The following is a 16879-nucleotide window of genomic DNA, read 5'->3' on the forward strand; positions in this document are numbered from 1 at the left end:
TCAGCCCATGGGGCTGATCCCTCCTTTCTTTTGTGGAGATAAGCGGGGGTCAGTTGGCGCCGGGCTCCGGCTCCAGAAGCCGCCGCCGGTGCTCGGCAAAGCCCAGCTTTGTCAGGTAGTCAGGGCCGGAGGCCAGGCTGCCGAACTCGTAGTGCAGAAGGGACTTGGGCTGGGGCAGGCTGAGGAAGAAGAGGTCCAGGAAGTCCCGCAGGCCGGCAAAGTCATAGTGGATCAGATAGCGGGGGATCATGCGGCCCCGGAATTCCGCCTTGCGGACCTTCCGGTCGGTGTTGATGTATTCCCGCCGGTCCGCCACCAGGTAGTCGATGCTCTGGGGGCTGTCCTGGATCAGCACCGCCAGAGCCCTGCGCTCCTTGTCGGCCTTCTGGTGGAGCAGCACCAGATGGACCGGCCCCAGCTCCTCCAGCTCCCAGGACAGGGACAGGTAATCCAGCCCGCCCAGCTCAAAGCGCACCAGCTGGTCGGTGAGGGTCAGCCGGGTGGAGGCGTTTACCTCCCGCCTGGTGACCGCCCCGCCCGCCTCCTGATAGGCAAAGCAGAGGGGCATCTTGTTGAGCACATACCGCCGGCGCAGCAGCGCCCCATTGCACTCCTCCACGGAGAAGCAGCCCTGGGTCCGCTTGTAGTAATAATAGTAGTATTCCGTGTTGTAGAGGTTCACCTTGTTGGACCAGCGGCCGTTGCCGCTGTCAATGCCGTTGAGCAGGGCGATGAGGGCTTCGATGGGCTTTTGGGGGGTGCGGTGTACCAGATAGTCCGGCAAAGTGCCCATGCGGAAGGGGAGCTGGGGGGTCTGGTCGGCCTGACCGTAGTAATAGCTGTCCCAGTCGGACAGCAGCCCGTCCCGGGCGCGGGCCTCGTCCCGGAAGCGCAGCAGGGCGCAGGTTCCGGGCTGGGCGGCGGTGACGAAGCTGGGCTGGCTCCAGAGCAGGACCAGGTTGTGGTTGACCACCAGACGGGTGACCTGTTTCATCTCAAACCCCTGGAGCAGCTGCGCCAGCAGGGCGGGGGTGATGTCCTCCCCCTCAAAGTCCTGGCTGGGCATGGCGGAGTACTCCACGTGCAGGTGCTGGCACAGGCCGGTGTTCAGCTCGTCCGGACTGGGGGCGGGAGCGAATACCTCTTTGAAAATCTCTGTGGAGATGCGCCAGGCGTCCTGCAGGGAGTTCACCCCATCCCGGCAGAACTCCCGCAGCAGCCCAAGGCCCTCCGCCGTCCGCCGGAAGGCCAGCAGCTGCCCGTTGCCGTACCAGACGCAGCTGTACAGCTCCCCCTCGGCCTCCTGGCAGAAGCGGGCCGGGCGGAGGATGGCGGCGCCGCCATCCGTGGGGATCAGGCAGGCCGCCTCCCCCGCCAGCGCCTCTGCGGTTCTGGACAACAGGGCGTCGGGAAGGCCCAGCCGGGCCAGCCGCTCCCGCAGGTGGGCCTGCACCTCCTCCCGTTCGTCCTGGAAGGCGGACAGGATGGGGAGCAGCAGCAGAAAGAGCTCGTCGTCCTCCAGCTGGGCCAGCCCCCAGAAGGGCAGCTCCGGGTTGCAGAGGATCTGGCCGTCCATGCGGTACTCCACATAAAACTGGTGGAACAGAAGCTGGAGCTCCATGGTGCGCTGGATGTTCTGGCCGGTTTCGTCAGTGCCGGACTGGGTGAGGGGAATGGAGCGGGACAGCTCCGCCTGGGCCAGCCGCTGGTTCCACACCTGGTTGGAGGGGAACTCCCGGTCCAGCAGGGCGTACAGGCTCTCCTGCTCCTGCCCCTCCGCCCAGTAGAAGGCGGTCTGGAGAAAATAGCGCAGGAAAAGGGGGTTGGAGAGGGTGCAGCTCTCCGGGCCGATGTCCTCCATGGCCAGCTGGGCCAGCTGCTCCCGCTCCCGCTTGGCCGCCATCTCCTCCTCCCGCTGGAGCAGGGCCTGCCGGATGGTTTCCACCACGCTGGAGGCGTAGGGGAGGGCCTGATCCGCATCATACAGGGCGGAGAGGGCCTGGAGGAGGTGGGGATTGGAAAACCAGCTGCACCAGTGGGGAAGCAGCTCGTCCCGGACAAACACCCGGTTGCGGATGGCCCGCTGAAAATCCTCCCGGGCCATGAACCGCTCCACCAGCGCCCGGCCACGGGGGGAGTCCTCGCCCCCCGCCACCTGCACCTCCGGCCCCAGATCGTTGTAGGCGGTGCGCAGCTCCACAAACCGCTCCCGGGGAGCGCACACCTCCGGCGCCTTGGCCAGGACGATCTCCCGCAGGCGGCCGTAAAAAACCTTGGAGCGGCCCATAATCGCCGAGTTCAGGTCAAAGATGTTCCACAGCACCTCATAGGCGTCCACAGGGAGGGAATGGTCGTTGAAAAAGGCCTCCAGCAGGCGCATGGAAAGGATGTTGCGCTCGGTCTCCGGCCTGCCGGAGCATCTTTCCTTGAGGTAAGCGCTGCTGTACCGCATCAGGAACTTCTGCAGCCGCTCCAGGTCGGGCTGCCCCCAGCGACCCGCCCGGGCCAGGCCGCAGAGGGTATCGTAATCCTGATAGGCCACGGAGAGCACCACGTCGTTGCCCTGCAGCTTGCGCACCAGCGGGCCCAGGCCGGCGATGCGCAGGATGTGATTTACCCCCTCAAAGCCGGCGCCCTGCTCCAGGACAAACTCCGTGTGATCCTGGTAGACCTCCGCCCGGTAGCGGTAGGCCACGGCCAGGGCCAGCTGGAACTCCTTGGGGGGCGGAAAGTCCTCCCCCGCCTGGTCCACCGCCTGCCACAGAGCATGGGTGAACCGGGGGTCATGAAAGACCGCCAGAAACTCCGGGGAGGTGAACCACAGGTCCCACTGCTTGCGGTCCCGGCGCTGCTTGGAGCGGTAGAGCTCCTCAAAGCGCTCCAGAGCCGGGCAGGGAAAGTCCCCCTCGCCCTGGGTCTCCTCCCACAGGGTAAAGCCGCCGGTCTCCGCCTCCTGTGCCACTGGCCCGGCCGATTCCACGGGCCGGGGCTGGGGGGCGGGGTCCTCCGCCGGGGCGTCCGGCTGCTCCTGGCCCCGGGCATAGGCCATGGCCTGCTCGTAGGCCTGGCGTACCGCCAGAAATTCCTCCGGGTGCTCTTCCGGGTTATACCGCGCCGCCGCCGCCGCGTAGGCCCGGCGAATGGCCCCCGTGTCCCGGGTGGGTTCAAGGCCCAACAGATCCCAAGGCTGCATCATATCTCCTCCTCGTCCTCTTCGTCGTCTTCATCCCGGAAAGGGGGCTCCCAGATATCCCGCTGGGCCCAGGCCTCCAGCTCCTCCAGATGCAGGAGCAGGTTCTCCCGCTCCTGGGCCAGGCGGATGGAGCTGCCCGACTGAAGGGCCTGGGTCAGCCGCAGGATGATGTCGGCGGCCTCCTCCCGCCGGCTGTCGGTCAGCTCGGCAAACAGCCGCTCCGCCCTGGAGAGGAGCAGCAGATCCTCCTCCCGGGGGAGGGACTGGTCCGGCAGGGCGTTCAGCCGCTCCAGCGCCCGGTTGATCTCCTCCTCCGACCAGTTGAGCCGGGGGTTGAGAATGACGGTGCGCCGCCGCTCGCCGCCGCTGCTCTCGGCGGTCACCTCCAGAATTCCGTTGATGTCATAGGCGAAGGTCACCGTGACAGACTGCTTGCCCGCCTCGTCCGGCGGCACCGACACCGACAGCTCCCCCAGCAGCAGGTTGTCGGCGGCGTAGTAGTTTTCCCCCTGGTAGATGGACAGGCGGATGCGCCGCTGGTAGGGGGAGAGGGTGTAAAACCGCTCCGTGCGGCGGGCGGGGAGGATGCTGCTGCGGGGGATCAGCGTGGACATGTGGGGGTTGACGTCCTGCAGGTCGTTGCAGGTGGCCACCCCCAGGGAGAAGGGGCACACGTCGGTCATCACCAGGTCCTGAAGCTGGGCGTCCCGCTGCTTGATGCCGGCGCACAGGCCCACCCCCAGGGCCACGGTGTGCTCCGGATGCTCCGCCAGGGTGGGGCGCTTGGAAAAAAGCTCCTCCAGATAGTCCACAAACACGCCCAGCTGAGACGAGCCCCCCACCAGCACCACGTCGTGGATGGCGGAAATGGGGATGCCGCTGTCCCGGACGCCCCGGACGATGACCTCCTTGACCTGCTGGAAGATGGGCTGGCAGAGGCCGGACAGGAGCTCCCGGTTCAGCGAGGCGCTCAGGGTCTCCCCGCCCAGCTGGCAGGCCAGGATGCAGCCCCGGCTCCCCGCCTGGCTGAGGCCGGTCTTTCCCCGCTCCGCCAGGGCCAGCAGCTGCCGCTGCTGCTGGGCGTCCAGCTCCGGCCAGACAAGGCCGGTCTGTTGGCAGAAGTAGTCGGCGATGGCCCGGTCAATGTCGTTGCCGCCCAGGCGGTTGTTGCCCGCGATGGCCACGATCTCCACCATGTTGGCAAAGCAGTCCACCACGCTGACGTCCAGGGTGCCGCCGCCGAAGTCCACGACGAGCAGCCGCCGCTCCTCCTGGGGGGTGGCGCGGCTGTGGAAGAGGGCCGCGGCGGAGGGTTCGTTGATGAGCCGCTTTACCGGCAGCCCCGCCAGCTGGGCCGCCAGACGGGTGGCGCAGCGCTGGTTGTCGTTGAAATAGGCGGGGACGCTGATGACGGCCTCCTCGATCCGCTCTCCCAGAGCGGCCTGGGCGCTCTGGGCCAGCTTCCGCAGCACCAGGGCGGACAGCTCGTGGGGCAGAAAGGTCCGTCCCCCCAGAGAGAAGGCCTTTTCCGTGCCCATCCAGGTTTTGAAGGAGGCCGCAGTCTCTCCGGGATGGGTGATCAGCCGCTCCTTGGCCACGGCGCCCACCACCACGGAGCCGTCCTCCAGTACGCCCACACAGCTGGGCGTCATGTACTGCCCCAGCTCGTTGGGCAGCAGCTCCGGGCGTCCGTTTCGATAGACGCTGACCAGCGAGTTGGTGGTGCCCAGATCAATTCCGATGATTGCCACAGGTTGGCAGCCTCCTTTTTCCGCCGCCGGACTATGGCTCCGGCGGATGCTGATGGAAAAAGTGTACACCACTCATGGGCTGAAATCAAGCGGCTCCCGGCGGGATGCCGCCGGGCAAAAAACCTCCCCCCGGCACGGATGGGACGCGCCGGGGGGAGGTTTTCTGTTTCAGCGGGGGGAGGGGAGGGAGAGCTTGCCCATGATGGCGGCGCGCTTGGCCCCGGTGACCGAGGGCAGGGCGTTGGGCTGGCCCGTCATGAAGCGGTCCCCCATCAGGGCGAAGGCCACCGCCTCCTTGGCGTCGCTGCTCAGCCCCAGATCCTCCTGGGTGCGCACCTGGACCCCGTGGGGCGCCAGACGCCGCCCCAGGGCGGCCATCAGGGTGGGGTTGTAGCTGCCGCCGCCGCCGGCGATCAGCTCGGCGGCCTGGTAGCGGGGCAGGACGTACCGCTCATAGGCGTCGGCAATGGACCAGGCGGTGAGCTCGGTGGCGGTGGCCGCCAGATCGTCAAAGGACAGGCCGTGCTCTTTGCCGTAGTTCAGCAGTCTGGCGGTATACTGCTGCCCAAACCGCTCCCGGCCGGTGGTCTTGGGCAGCAGCTGGGTATAGTAGGGGTCTTTCTGCAGCTCCTCCAGCAGCGCCCGGTACACCGTGCCCCGGGCGGCGGCCGCCCCGTCCCGGTCAAAGCCCTCCGCTCCGCCGGTGGCGGCGGAGATGACCGCGTCGATGATCATGTTGCCCGGGCCGGTGTCAAAGGCAAAGACCGCCTCCGGCGGGGCGCCGGCGGGCAGCACCGTCATGTTGCCGATGCCGCCGATGTTCTGCAGCAGGATGGTCTCCTCCTTCCGGCGGTAGAGCAGATACTCCGTAAAGGGCACCAGGGGCGCGCCCTGGCCGCCGGCGGCCATGTCGGCCACCCGGAAGTCGGAGACGGTGGGGATGCCGGTGCGCTCGGCGATCACCGCCCCCTCCCCGATCTGTACCGTGCACCGGATGGGGTAGCCGTCGGAGCAGTCGGCCTGGGGAGCGTGCCAGATGGTCTGGCCGTGGGAGGCGATGAAGTCCACGGTGCTTTTGTCCACACCCGCCTCCTGGATCACCGCCAGAGCCGCCTCGGCAAAATACTCGCCCAGCAGAAAGTTCATGTATCCCACCTTGTCCACCGTGGCGTTTTCCGGGCGGAACAGGGCGAAAATCTTCTCCCGCACCGCCGGGGGATAGGGCATGTTCCGGAAGGCCAGCAGCCTCACCTTGGGGTCCGCCCCCAGCCCCTCCAGCTCCACCAGCGCGGCGTCGATGCCGTCCACCGAGGTGCCCGACATCAGCCCCACCGCCAGCCGCCAGGGCTTGTTCGCCACCTGTTTGATCATCTGTCCTCCACTCCTTCCAAAATCTGTTGGGCCCTTTCGCCAAAAAGGTCCCCTGTGATTCAGTATAAAGTGCATAATTGAACTGCCGGTTTCGGGGTGATATAATATTTTCAAATCCAGTGGCACTATGATACAATATTTCCAGCCAGATGAAAAGAGGTTTTTTATTTGAACATCGTGGCGCCGTTGATGGACCGGGCCGTGGCGGAGGGCGTGTTCCCCTATGGCGAGTGGGCGCTCTTTGACAAAACCGGCGTGAGAGAGACCGGGGCCACCGAAGGGGAGGGGGGACGCTGGTTTGACCTGGCCTCCCTCACCAAGCCCCACACCGCCACCGCCCTGCTGGCGGTGGCGGCGGAGGGAAGGGTCGGCCTGGACGACCCGGTGGGCGGACTGCTGGGCGAAGCCCAGGGTGCGCTGGGGGCCCGGCTGGCGGGCATGACCCTCCGGGCCCTGCTCACCCACACGGCCGGCCTGCCGGCCTGGTATCCCTTCTACGCCGACGGGCGGCCCTTCTTTGAGATCCTGGCCGACCTCCCTCCGGGACAGCCCGGCATGGTGTACAGCGACATCGGCTATATGCTCCTGCGGGAGGTGCTCTGCGCCGTTACGGGCCTGCCCTTCCCGGAGGTTATCCGCCGGTATGTGGCCCAGCCCCTGGGGATCGGCCAGCTGTGCTTCTGCCCCGACCTGTCCCTGCCCCTGGTGCCCTCCTGCCGGGACAACGGGGTGGAGGAGAACATGTGCCGGGAGCGGGGGATGGCCTTTGACGGCTTCCGGCCCCACTGTACCGACGTGGTGGGCCAGCCCAACGACGGCAACGCCTATTACTATTTTCACAGCGTCAGCGGCCACGCCGGGCTGTTCGGCACCCGGGAGGGGGTGGCCAGACTGGGACAGTTCTATCTGAACACCCGGGACCCGGCCTTTCTGGGGGCGGTCACCCCCCAGCCGGGCTGCGAGGGACGCTGCCTGGCCTTCCACACCGGGGGGGCCTTTCCCACCGGCTGCGGACACACCGGATTCACCGGGACCAGCCTGTGGGTGGACCGCCAGGCCGGCATAGGTCTGGCCCTGCTGACAAACAGACTGTATTACGACCACCTGCCCCAAGCGGACATGAACGCCTTCCGCAGGGAAGTGCATCTGGCTCTTGGGCGGGGAATCCATTGAGGAAAGCGAGTAGATTTGATTGGTACAGCTGAACATGCTGCCCACCGAGCAGCGTAACCCCAATACCGCGGACATTGACCGCATTTCCACCCTGGAGATGGTGCGCCGGATCAACGACGAGGACAAAAAGGTAGCCCTGGCCGTGGAGCGGGAGCTGGAGAGCATCGCCAGGGCGGTGGACGCCGCCTACGAGGCCCTGCGGGACGGCGGCAGGCTCATCTACTGCGGCTGCGGCACCTCGGGCCGCCTGGGCGTGCTGGACGCCGCCGAGTGCCCCCCCACCTATTCGGTGGACCCCGGCATGGTGATGGGAGTGATGGCCGGCGGCGAGAGCGCTATGTTCCGGGCCGCCGAGGGGGCGGAGGACAACGCCCAGGCCGGGCGGGAGGACATGGAGCGCATCCATCTGAGCGCCAAGGACCTGCTGGTGGGCATCGCCGCCAGCGGCCGCACCCCCTACGTGCTGGGCGCCATGGCCTACGCCCATGAGATCGGGGCCAGAACCGTGGCCCTCACCTGCAACAAAAGCTCGGAGATGAACGCCGCGGCGGACATCCCCATCGGGGTGGAGACCGGCCCGGAGGTCATCACTGGCTCTACCCGCATGAAGAGCGGCACCGCGGAGAAGATGGTGCTCAACATGCTCTCCACCGGCGCCATGATCCGCCTGGGCAAGGTGTACGGCAACCTGATGGTGGACGTGATGCCCACCAACGAAAAGCTGGTGCGCCGGGCCATCTCCATCGTGTCCACTGCCGCTGGCGTGGAGGAGGAGCTGGCCCGCCAGACCCTGGAGCAGTGCGGCTTCTCGGTCAAGACCGCCATCGTCATGCTGGCCCGGGGCCTGAGCGCCCAGGAGGCGGAGAAGCGGCTGAAGGAACACGGCGGCGTTATCGCCAAGGTACTGGAGGAGGACTGAACCATGGACCTCAGACAAGCGGTAGGCCAGCGGATTATGGCCGGATTCCCCGGCACGGAGATCGACGAGACCTTCGCAGCTCTGGTGCGGACCCACAAGATCGGCAACGTGATCCTGTTCCGCCGGAACATTGAGAGCAGGGAGCAGCTTACCCGCCTGTGCCGGGAGCTGAAGGAGCTCATCCGGGCTGAGACCGGGGCCGAGCCTCTCATCGCCATCGACCAGGAGGGTGGGGTGGTGACCCGCCTCTCCGACGATATGCTCAACACCCCCGGCGCCATGGCCCTGGCCGCCGCCGGAGGGGACGCCCCCTACCGGGCCGGGCTGCTCACCGCCCGGGAGCTGCGCAGCTGCGGCGTCAACTTCAACCTGGCCCCCGTGCTGGACGTCAACTCCAACCCGGCCAACCCGGTGATCGGCGTGCGCAGCTTCGGCGACGACCCCGAGCGGGCGTCTGAGCTGGCCCTGGCATTCATGCGGGGCACCCTGGAGGGGGGCGTGATGGCCTGCGGAAAGCACTTCCCCGGCCACGGCGACACCGCGGTGGACTCCCACCTGGGCCTGCCCCTGGTGGAAAAGGGGCGGGAGGAGCTGGAGCGCTGCGAGCTGCCCCCCTTCCGCAAGGCTATCGGGGCGGGGATCCCAGCCATCATGACCAGCCACGTCCTCTTCCCCAGGCTGGAGCCGGAGCGGCTGCCCGCCACCATGTCCCGGCGGCTCCTCACCGGGCTGCTCCGGGAGGAGCTGGGCTTCGGCGGGGTCATCATCAGCGACTGCATGGAGATGGACGCCATCGCCAAGTTCTACGGCACGGTGGAGGGGGCGGTGGCCTCCATTGCCGCCGGCGCGGACATCGTCTGTATCTCCCACACCGCCGCTCTGGCCCAGGAGACGGCGGAGCGGCTGCTGGCCGGGCTGGAGGACGGGAGCCTGCCCAAGGCGGAGTTTGACTGCTCCCTGGAGCGGCTGGCCCGGGCCAAGTCCAACCTGAGCCAGGCCGACGGACTGCCCGGCGCCACCGAGGCGGACGCCCGGGAGGTCCGCCAGATGCTGGAGCGCTCCCTCACCCTGCTCTACGGCCCTATGCCCGAGCTGGGGGAGCGGCCCTTCTTCGTGGGCTGCGGCCCCGTCCGGGCCAGCCTGGTGTCCAGCCATGTGCGTGAGACCCCTGCCTTCCCCGACTACATGGCCCAGGCCCTGGGCGGATACGCCCTGGTTACCTCCGACGACCCGGAGGAAGGGGAGATCGCCAAGGCTGTCCAGGCGGCGGCGGAGAGCAGCTGCATTGTGCTGGGCACCTGCAACGCCCACCTGAAGCCGGGCCAGCTGGCCCTGATGGAGGCCCTGGGCGCCCTGGGCAAGCCCATGGCGGTGGCCGCGCTGCGCAACCCCTACGATCTGTTGAACCTGCCCCAGGGCGCGGCCGGCATCGCCGCGTGGGAGTACACCGTCCGGGGACTGGAGGTGCTGGCTCCGCTGCTTTCCAGAAAACGCCAATTTACCGGCGTGATGCCCCTGGTTCATTCGGTTTTTTGACCAATTTCACAATTATGAAAGAATAGAACAGTATATTTTGTGAAATTGAACTTTTGTTTCTTTACATTTTGTGAATAAACTGTTATAATGTTCCTAACTAAGGGTATCGGTGATGCCCTTTTGGAGGAAACGTCAAATTGTAAGGAGGATAACATGAAAAAAGTACTTGCACTTGCACTTGCCGCCTCCCTCTCCATCGGCCTGCTGGCCGGCTGCGGCGGGGATCAGACCGCCCAGACCAGCGGCGGCGACGTCCAGGGCTCCGGCAGCGGCGCCGCCACCGAGCTGACCCTCTGGCTGCCCATCTACCAGTTCGGCGACGGCATCAGCGACGAGGAGTTCTGGAACGCCAAGCTGGACGCCTTTGAGGCGGAGAACAACTGCACCGTCAACCTGGAGATCCTCTCCTGGTCCGACTACGCCACCGTAATCTACACCGGCATGCTCTCCGGCGCCGGCGAGGGTCCCGACGTGGTGTACGTCACCGAGACCTACGACCTCATCAACGCCGGCCTGCTGGCCCCCCTGGACGAGTACATCACCGACGAGGACCGGGAGAAGTATGTCTTCCTGGATCAGGGCGCCTATAACAGCGACGGCCAGCTGTGCACCTGGCCCATGATGGCGGGCAACCCCTGCGTGATCTACTACAACATGGACATGCTGGAGGCCGCCGGCATCACCGAACTGCCCACCACCTGGGACGAGTTCTTTGACGTGTGCGTGGCCCTCAAGGAGGCCAACCCCGACGTCTGGCCCTTCATCCAGTCCTGGGGCGCCACCAACGGCGTTTCCGCCATGCTGGCCAGCTTCTGGCCCTTCTTCTTCCAGGCCGGCGGCACCGTGCTGGACGAGGAGGGCAACCTGAACATGGACAGCGAGGCCACCCTGGAGGCCCTCACCTTTATCAACAAGCTGAAGACCGAGGGTATCTTTGACGACAGCATCGTCACCATGGACGACCCCAACGGCAAGTTCGTCAACGGTGAGGCCGCCATCATCATCAACGGCACCGGCAACGCCTCCACCTACACCGAGAAGGGCATCAACTGGCAGTGCTCCCTGGGCCTGGAGGGCTCCGCCGGCGTGGCCACCAACTTCTCCGTGGACTCCCTGGCCGTGGCCAGCTACTGCGAGAACAAGGCTCTGGCCGCCGACCTCATCAAGTACATCACCAGCGCCGAGTGCATGGACGACTACCATGAGCAGATCTATGGCATGCCCTCCCTGACCACCGACGCCACCTACACCGAGCCCGAGCCCTTCCAGAGCATGTACACCAACGACGCCGACAAGATGCACGTGGTTCCCTCCTTCGAGGGCTCCGCTTCCTTCATGGACCAGTTCCAGCAGAACGTCCAGGGCATGCTCATGGGCCAGCTCACCCCCGAGCAGGTCATTGAGCAGACCATGACCTACTACAACGAGCAGATCGCTTCCTAACAGCAGAACGCAGAAACCGGGCATGGTCGTCTCCGGCAATGCCCGGTTTCTCTTTTTTAAAGCGGAAATGAGTGTGGTGAAAGAATGAGTAAACCGAATCGGAGGCCCGCCTCCCGCCTGATGCGCCGTCAGGCCGCCTACGGCATCGCGTACATCACGCCGGGCATGCTGATCTTCCTGGTCTTTTGTATCGCGCCCATCTTTATGACGGTGTTTTACAGCTTCACACAGTACAATCTGGCCCAGCCGCCCCAGTGGCTCGGCCTTGAGAACTACGCCAAGGTGTTCACCAACTCTCAGCTGCGCCGGGCCCTGTTCAACACGGTGATCTACGTCATCATCACCGTGCCCCTCCAGACCCTGATGGCCATGTTTGTGGCCAACTTCCTGGCTGAGTACCTGAACAACCGCTACGGCCGGTTCCTGCGCAGCGTGATCTTCATTCCCACCCTGGCCTCCTATGTGGCCGCCGCCTCCGTGTGGGAGGTCATTCTGGCCTCCAAGGGCGGCCTGCTCAACGAGATTCTGGGCATCTTCGGCCTGGGGCCCTACAACTGGCTGGGTGAACCCACCTCGGCCCTCATCTGCGTCTCGCTGGTGGCGGTGTGGAAGAGCGTGGGCTACTTTACCATCATCTTCTACGCCGGCATCATGAACATCGACGTCAGCGTGCGGGAGGCCGCCCTCATCGACGGCGCTACCCCCAGACAGCGTTTCTGGAAAATCACCGTTCCCCTCATCAAGCCCATTACCTACCTCAACGTGACCCTGGGCATCATCTGGTCCTTCCAGGCCTTTGACATCGTCTACAAGCTGACCGGCGGCGGCCCCTACGGCGCCACCTCCACGGTCGCCTACATCATATACGCCTACGCCTTCCAGGATTTCCGCATCGGCTACGCCAGCGCCGTGGCCGTGCTGCTGCTGCTGGTCATTCTGGCTGTTCACTTCATCCAGCAGCGGTTCTTTGAAGGAAAGGAGGACTGAACATGATACGCAGAGAACGCCGTAGCGTGCGCTTTGTGGTGGGCGTGATTCTGGTCACCCTGTTCGCCATTCTGTGCATTGTCCCCCTGGTATACATGGTTCTGGTCTCCTTTGCCGACACCTCCACCATGTACATCCGCTGGGAGGACATCAAGCTCTTTGACTTTTTCAACTACCGCTACCTCTTTGAAAACCGGAACTTCGGCCGGCCCATCCTCAACAGCCTGATCGTGGTGGTGGTCAGCGTGGTGGCGGTGGACCTGGTGAGCTGCTCCATGGCCTACGGCTTTGCCAAAAAGCCCATTCCCGGCAAAAAGGGCCTGTTCAACCTGGTGCTGGCCACCATGATGATCCCCACCCAGGTGGTGTTCATCTCCCTGTACGTCATGATGCGCCAGTGGCACCTGCTCAACACCTACATCGCCCTGGTCATCCCCCTCATCGGCGCCTTCGGCGTGTTTATGATGCGGCAGTTCATCCAGGGCGTGGCCAACGACTTCATCGAGGCCGCCCAGATCGACGGGTGCAGCGAGTTTGTCATCTATACCCGCATCGTGCTGCCCATGGTCAAGCCGGCCCGGATCACCCTGGCCATCTTCACCTTCAACTCCGCGTGGAACGCCCTGCTGTGGCCCCTCATCGCCGCCACCAAGAACGAGATGCAGACCCTCACCGTGGCAACCAGCTCCCTCACCAGCTACTTTGCCACCAACTACGGTCCCCCCATGGCGGCGGCCACCCTGTCCTTCCTGGTGCCCTTCATCCTCTACTGCCTGATGCAGAAGCAGTTTGTGGAGGGTATCGCCCTGGGCGGCGTCAAGGGATGAGCCCGGCGCTCCGGCTGGCGCCGGGCGGCGGAGACCGCCTGGCGGAGTGCGTGGAGGTCTTTCGGGGCAGCGCCATCTGGGAACGATACTTCGCCGGCGGCGACCGGCTCCAGCGCTCGCTGGAGCGGGCCGCCCGGCAGGGCCAGCTGTGGTATGCCCTCACCGATGAAAACGCCATCGCCGGGGTGATGCGGGTGGTGCCGGGCGGCTTCTGCGGCCTGTACCACTACCTTTCCCTGCTGGGCGCCGCCCCGTGGGCCCGTGGCCAGGGCGTGGGCCGCTTCCTGATGGGGGAATTTGAGCGCATGGCCTGGGAGGCCGGCTGCGCCAGAACCAGCCTGCTGGTCAGCGACTTCAATGCCGGCGCGCTGGCCTTTTATCGCTCCCTGGGCTATTGGGAGCTGGGCGTGCTGCCCGATGCCGCCAAGCCCGGCATTGCCGAGCGGGTGCTGCTCAAGGATCTGAACGCCGGGGAGGTGTGAGAGATGCGCTGTGACCGCGCCGGAATCAAACAGCTGCTGGCCCCCTGGGACTACCACCCGGAGGCCGTGGAGACCTATAGCCGGGCCATGGAGGCCGCCATGGGGCACCAACAGGCCCGGGCCGTGCTGGAGGGCACGGTCCAGGCCTATCAGGCGGGGGAGCCGGTGGATATCAAGGGCGTGCTGGCCCAGATGGATACCTTTGCCGCCCCCTGCGGCCAGAGCCCCTATACCATGCGGATGATGCCCTATCTCTGCCTGCTGGAGCCCGCCCGGGCAAAATACGCCGCTGCCGGGCTGGAGGAGGGGATCTATCACGACTCCTTCGCCGATCTGCTGTGGAAAACCTGGGAGTGCCACAGGATCTACGGGGTGTGGGGCTCCTTTGTGGCGGCGTGGTTCTACCGCTTTTTTGAGCTGAAGTGCTTTGCCCTGGGCCGGCTGCAGTTTGAGCTGACCGACTTCCGGGCCGACGCCCCTCTGACCCGGGGGGAGCGGGTGATCAACGTCCATGTCCCCTCCTGCGGTCCGTTGCGGGAGGATGACTGCGAGGCGTCCTACGCCCGGGCGGCGGCCTTTTTCCAGATGGAGGACCGGACGGGGGGCGTACCTTTTGTGTGCGACTCCTGGCTGCTCCATCCGCTGTGCGCCGGATTGGGGGAGACCTCCGGCATCCGGCGGTTTGCCGCCCGCTACCGGCTGCTGTACGTTATCGACGACCCCGGCTATGGGGACATGTGGATCATTTTCGGCAGGCCCTGGGACGGCAGCCCGGACGGCCTGCCGGAGGACACCGCCCTGCAGAGGCTCTTCAAGGAGCGGCTGCGGGCCGGCGGCTCCGTGGGCCGGGGGTACGGCCTGTACCTCAGAAACACATAGACGATGGGGATACTGGGAACAGGTATCCCCATTTTCATCAGGAAAGGGGTTTGCCATGACAGACATCGAGATCAGGACCCGGAGCAGGTATGATGCCCTCAGTCCCGCTGAGCAAAAGGTGGCCAGATATTTTCTGCAAAACCTCAGCTCGGTGTTTGACGACCCCATCGCCTCTCTGGCTGAGAAGAGCGGGGTCAGCCAGGTTGTGTGGGTGCGCTTCTGCAAGTCCCTGGGCTTTTCCGGCCTGAAGGAGATGAAAAAGAACCTGGTCTCCCAGCTGCGCCAGGCCCGGGAGGAGACCGCCGTGCCCAGCAGCATGGACTTTCTGGACACCCGGATCTACGCCGGCACCGAGGACATCATCCGGGGCATCGAGGCCGGTACGGTGAACGCCGTCAGGAGCACCGCCAAAATCCAGGACCCCGCCGTGCTGGAGGCGGTGGCCGCCCGGATCGCCGCCGCCCAGAGCGTGCGGCTGTTCGGCATGGGGGCCTCGGGGCTGGTGGCGGAGGACCTGTACTACAAGCTGCTGCGCATCGACCTGCGGGCCATCTTCTGCACCGACGCCCACGTGCAGCTCACCTACATCACCTCCATCAAGCCGGGGGATGTGGCGGTGTTCTTCTCCAACTCGGGCCGGACCACCGAGGTGCTGGAGCTGGCCAGGGCGGCCAGCGAGCGCAGCGCCTGCATTGTGGCCGTGACCAAGTACGGCGCCAACCCCCTGGCCGAGCTGGCGGACTACGTGCTGCCCACCTCCTCGCCGGAGCTGGAGTTCCGCAGCGGCGCCATGAGCAGCCGCATCGCCGCCCTTCTGGTGGTGGATATGCTCTTCACCACCCTGTGCAACAAAAATTACGAAACCGTGTCCAAGCCGCTGTCTGAGAGCTTCTCCCAGTGCAGCAAGCACCACCTTTGACGGGAGGAAGATAGGATGAAAATAACCGGTTTTCGGCTGGGGCTGCTGTCGGCGCCCCTGCGGGTACCCTTTCGGACGGCCCTCCGGGAGGTAGGCCATGTGGAGGATATTGTGGTAGAGCTCTATACCTCGGATGGCGCGGTAGGCCGGGGGGAGGCGCCCCCCACCGCCGCCGTCACGGGGGAGACCCTGGGCTCGATCCAGGCCGCCCTGGCCGGGCACATCTGCCCCGCGCTGGTGGGGCGGGAGGTCGCCGACTTGGAGGAGCTCTGCTCCGTCATCAGCGGCAGCATTGTGGGCAACACCAGCGCCAAGGCGGCCGCTGAAATCGCGGTGTGGGATCTCTACGGCCAGGCCTGCGGGCTGCCCCTGTACAAGCTGCTGGGGGGCGGCCGCACCGCCCTGGAGACCGACCTGACCATCAGCGTCAACCACCCGGAGACCATGGCCAAGGACGCCGCCCACGCCGTGGCCCAGGGCTACCGCGCTCTGAAAATCAAGGTGGGCGAGAATCCGGAGCTGGATCTGGCCCGGCTGCGGGCGGTGCGGGCCGCCGCGCCGGAGGCGGTGGTGCGCATCGACGCCAACCAGGCCTGGACGCCCCGCCAGGCTGTGGAGCTGCTGGAAGCCATGCAGGCCGAGGGGATGAACCTGGAGTTGGTGGAACAGCCGGTGAAGGCCAGGGACCTGGAGGGTCTGGCCTTTGTCACCGCCCATTCTCCGGTGCCCGTCATGGCCGACGAGAGTGTGTTCTCCCCCCTGGACGCCATGACCATCCTCCAGAACCACGGGGCGGACTACATCAATATCAAGCTGATGAAGTGCGGCGGGCTTTCCAACGCCCTGTGGATCGTCTCCGCCGCCCAGGTCTACGGCGTGGAGTGCATGATCGGCTGCATGCTGGAGGCCAAGGTCAGCGTCACCGCCGCGGTGCATCTGGCCTGCGCCAAGGGGACCATCACCAAGGTGGACCTGGACGGACCGGCCCTGTGCAGCGCCGACCCGGTGGTGGGGGGCGCCAACTTCAGCGGCAGGGACATCACCCTGACCGACGGGCCGGGGCTGGGCATCAGCGCCGTGTCCAATCTGCGGTATCTGGACTGAGGGCAGGCAGAGCAGGAAACAAACGAAAACGAGGCAGCGGTTTTACCGCTTGCACTTGTAAAATGAAAGTAGACACTCACAAAAGTGTGGGTGTCTACTTTTTTTCATGGTAAGATGAAGAAAAGGGGGTAGAAAAAATGGGGAAAAAGGGGACGTCACATCGGAAGTGGAGTAAAGAGGAAAAACTGCATTACATTCATCTGCATCTGGATGAGCACCTGTCGGTCAGGGAAATCGAGAGAAAGTACGGAGTGGGAAGCAGCTTGGTATCTGCATGGGTGAAGCGGTATCTGGA

General features: G+C 65.4%; 13 protein-coding genes. 10 read left to right on the forward strand and 3 right to left on the reverse strand.

Features of this window, described 5'->3' with window-relative positions; genetic code table 11:
• Positions 1–49: 49 nt before the first annotated feature.
• From B5F88_RS06105 to B5F88_RS06115, 3 genes are all read right to left on the reverse strand, one after another.
• Complete coding sequence (locus tag B5F88_RS06105) at positions 50–3196, reverse strand: hypothetical protein (protein ID WP_140402066.1); 3147 nt, start codon at positions 3194–3196, stop codon at positions 50–52.
• Positions 3193–4944: an Hsp70 family protein gene (locus B5F88_RS06110; RefSeq protein WP_162612123.1), complete on the reverse strand. Its 1752-nt coding sequence runs from the start codon at positions 4942–4944 to the stop codon at positions 3193–3195. Before B5F88_RS06110 ends, B5F88_RS06105 begins: the two co-directional genes overlap by 4 nt.
• A 168-nt stretch (positions 4945–5112) precedes the next feature.
• Positions 5113–6315 (reverse strand): anhydro-N-acetylmuramic acid kinase, encoded by a 1203-nt coding sequence (locus tag B5F88_RS06115; RefSeq protein ID WP_087342979.1) that lies wholly within the window; start codon positions 6313–6315, stop codon positions 5113–5115.
• Positions 6316–6492: 177 nt separating this feature from the next.
• On the opposite strand from B5F88_RS06115, the gene B5F88_RS06120 reads away from it, so the two are divergent.
• From B5F88_RS06120 to B5F88_RS06160, 10 genes are all read left to right on the forward strand, one after another.
• Positions 6493–7488: a serine hydrolase domain-containing protein gene (locus B5F88_RS06120; RefSeq protein WP_242959656.1), complete on the forward strand. Its 996-nt coding sequence runs from the start codon at positions 6493–6495 to the stop codon at positions 7486–7488.
• A gap of 34 nt (positions 7489–7522) precedes the next feature.
• Positions 7523–8407, forward strand: a complete 885-nt coding sequence (gene murQ, locus B5F88_RS06125; protein WP_087343012.1) for an N-acetylmuramic acid 6-phosphate etherase — start codon at positions 7523–7525, stop codon at positions 8405–8407.
• A 3-nt stretch (positions 8408–8410) separates the two neighbouring features.
• On the forward strand, positions 8411–9943 hold the full coding sequence (nagZ, locus tag B5F88_RS06130; RefSeq protein ID WP_087342985.1) for a beta-N-acetylhexosaminidase: 1533 nt from the start codon (positions 8411–8413) through the stop codon (positions 9941–9943).
• 153 nt (positions 9944–10096) lie between these two features.
• Positions 10097–11386, forward strand: a complete 1290-nt coding sequence (locus tag B5F88_RS06135) for a sugar ABC transporter substrate-binding protein (RefSeq protein WP_162612124.1) — start codon at positions 10097–10099, stop codon at positions 11384–11386.
• Positions 11387–11470: 84 nt separating this feature from the next.
• The gene (locus B5F88_RS06140) at positions 11471–12373 is read left to right on the forward strand and encodes a sugar ABC transporter permease (RefSeq protein WP_087342991.1); all 903 of its coding nucleotides are present in this window, start codon (positions 11471–11473) and stop codon (positions 12371–12373) included.
• 2 nt (positions 12374–12375) lie between these two features.
• Positions 12376–13200, forward strand: coding sequence for a carbohydrate ABC transporter permease (locus tag B5F88_RS06145; protein ID WP_087342994.1), 825 nt, complete (start codon positions 12376–12378; stop codon positions 13198–13200).
• Positions 13197–13682 (forward strand): GNAT family N-acetyltransferase, encoded by a 486-nt coding sequence (locus B5F88_RS06150; protein ID WP_087342997.1) that lies wholly within the window; start codon positions 13197–13199, stop codon positions 13680–13682. Before B5F88_RS06145 ends, B5F88_RS06150 begins: the two co-directional genes overlap by 4 nt.
• A gap of 3 nt (positions 13683–13685) precedes the next feature.
• Positions 13686–14561 carry an acyltransferase domain-containing protein gene (locus tag B5F88_RS20625; protein WP_162612125.1) on the forward strand — a complete coding sequence of 292 codons (876 nt, stop codon included), beginning with the start codon at positions 13686–13688 and terminating at the stop codon, positions 14559–14561.
• A gap of 55 nt (positions 14562–14616) precedes the next feature.
• Positions 14617–15480: a MurR/RpiR family transcriptional regulator gene (locus B5F88_RS06155; protein WP_162612126.1), complete on the forward strand. Its 864-nt coding sequence runs from the start codon at positions 14617–14619 to the stop codon at positions 15478–15480.
• Between the two features lie 15 nt (positions 15481–15495).
• The gene (locus B5F88_RS06160) at positions 15496–16584 is read left to right on the forward strand and encodes a dipeptide epimerase (RefSeq protein WP_087343003.1); all 1089 of its coding nucleotides are present in this window, start codon (positions 15496–15498) and stop codon (positions 16582–16584) included.
• The last annotated feature ends 295 nt before the right edge of the window (positions 16585–16879 follow it).

Origin of the sequence: Flavonifractor sp. An306 (genome assembly GCF_002159455.1) — a bacterium.
In the GTDB taxonomy this organism is placed as follows: Bacteria; Bacillota; Clostridia; order Oscillospirales; family Oscillospiraceae; genus Flavonifractor.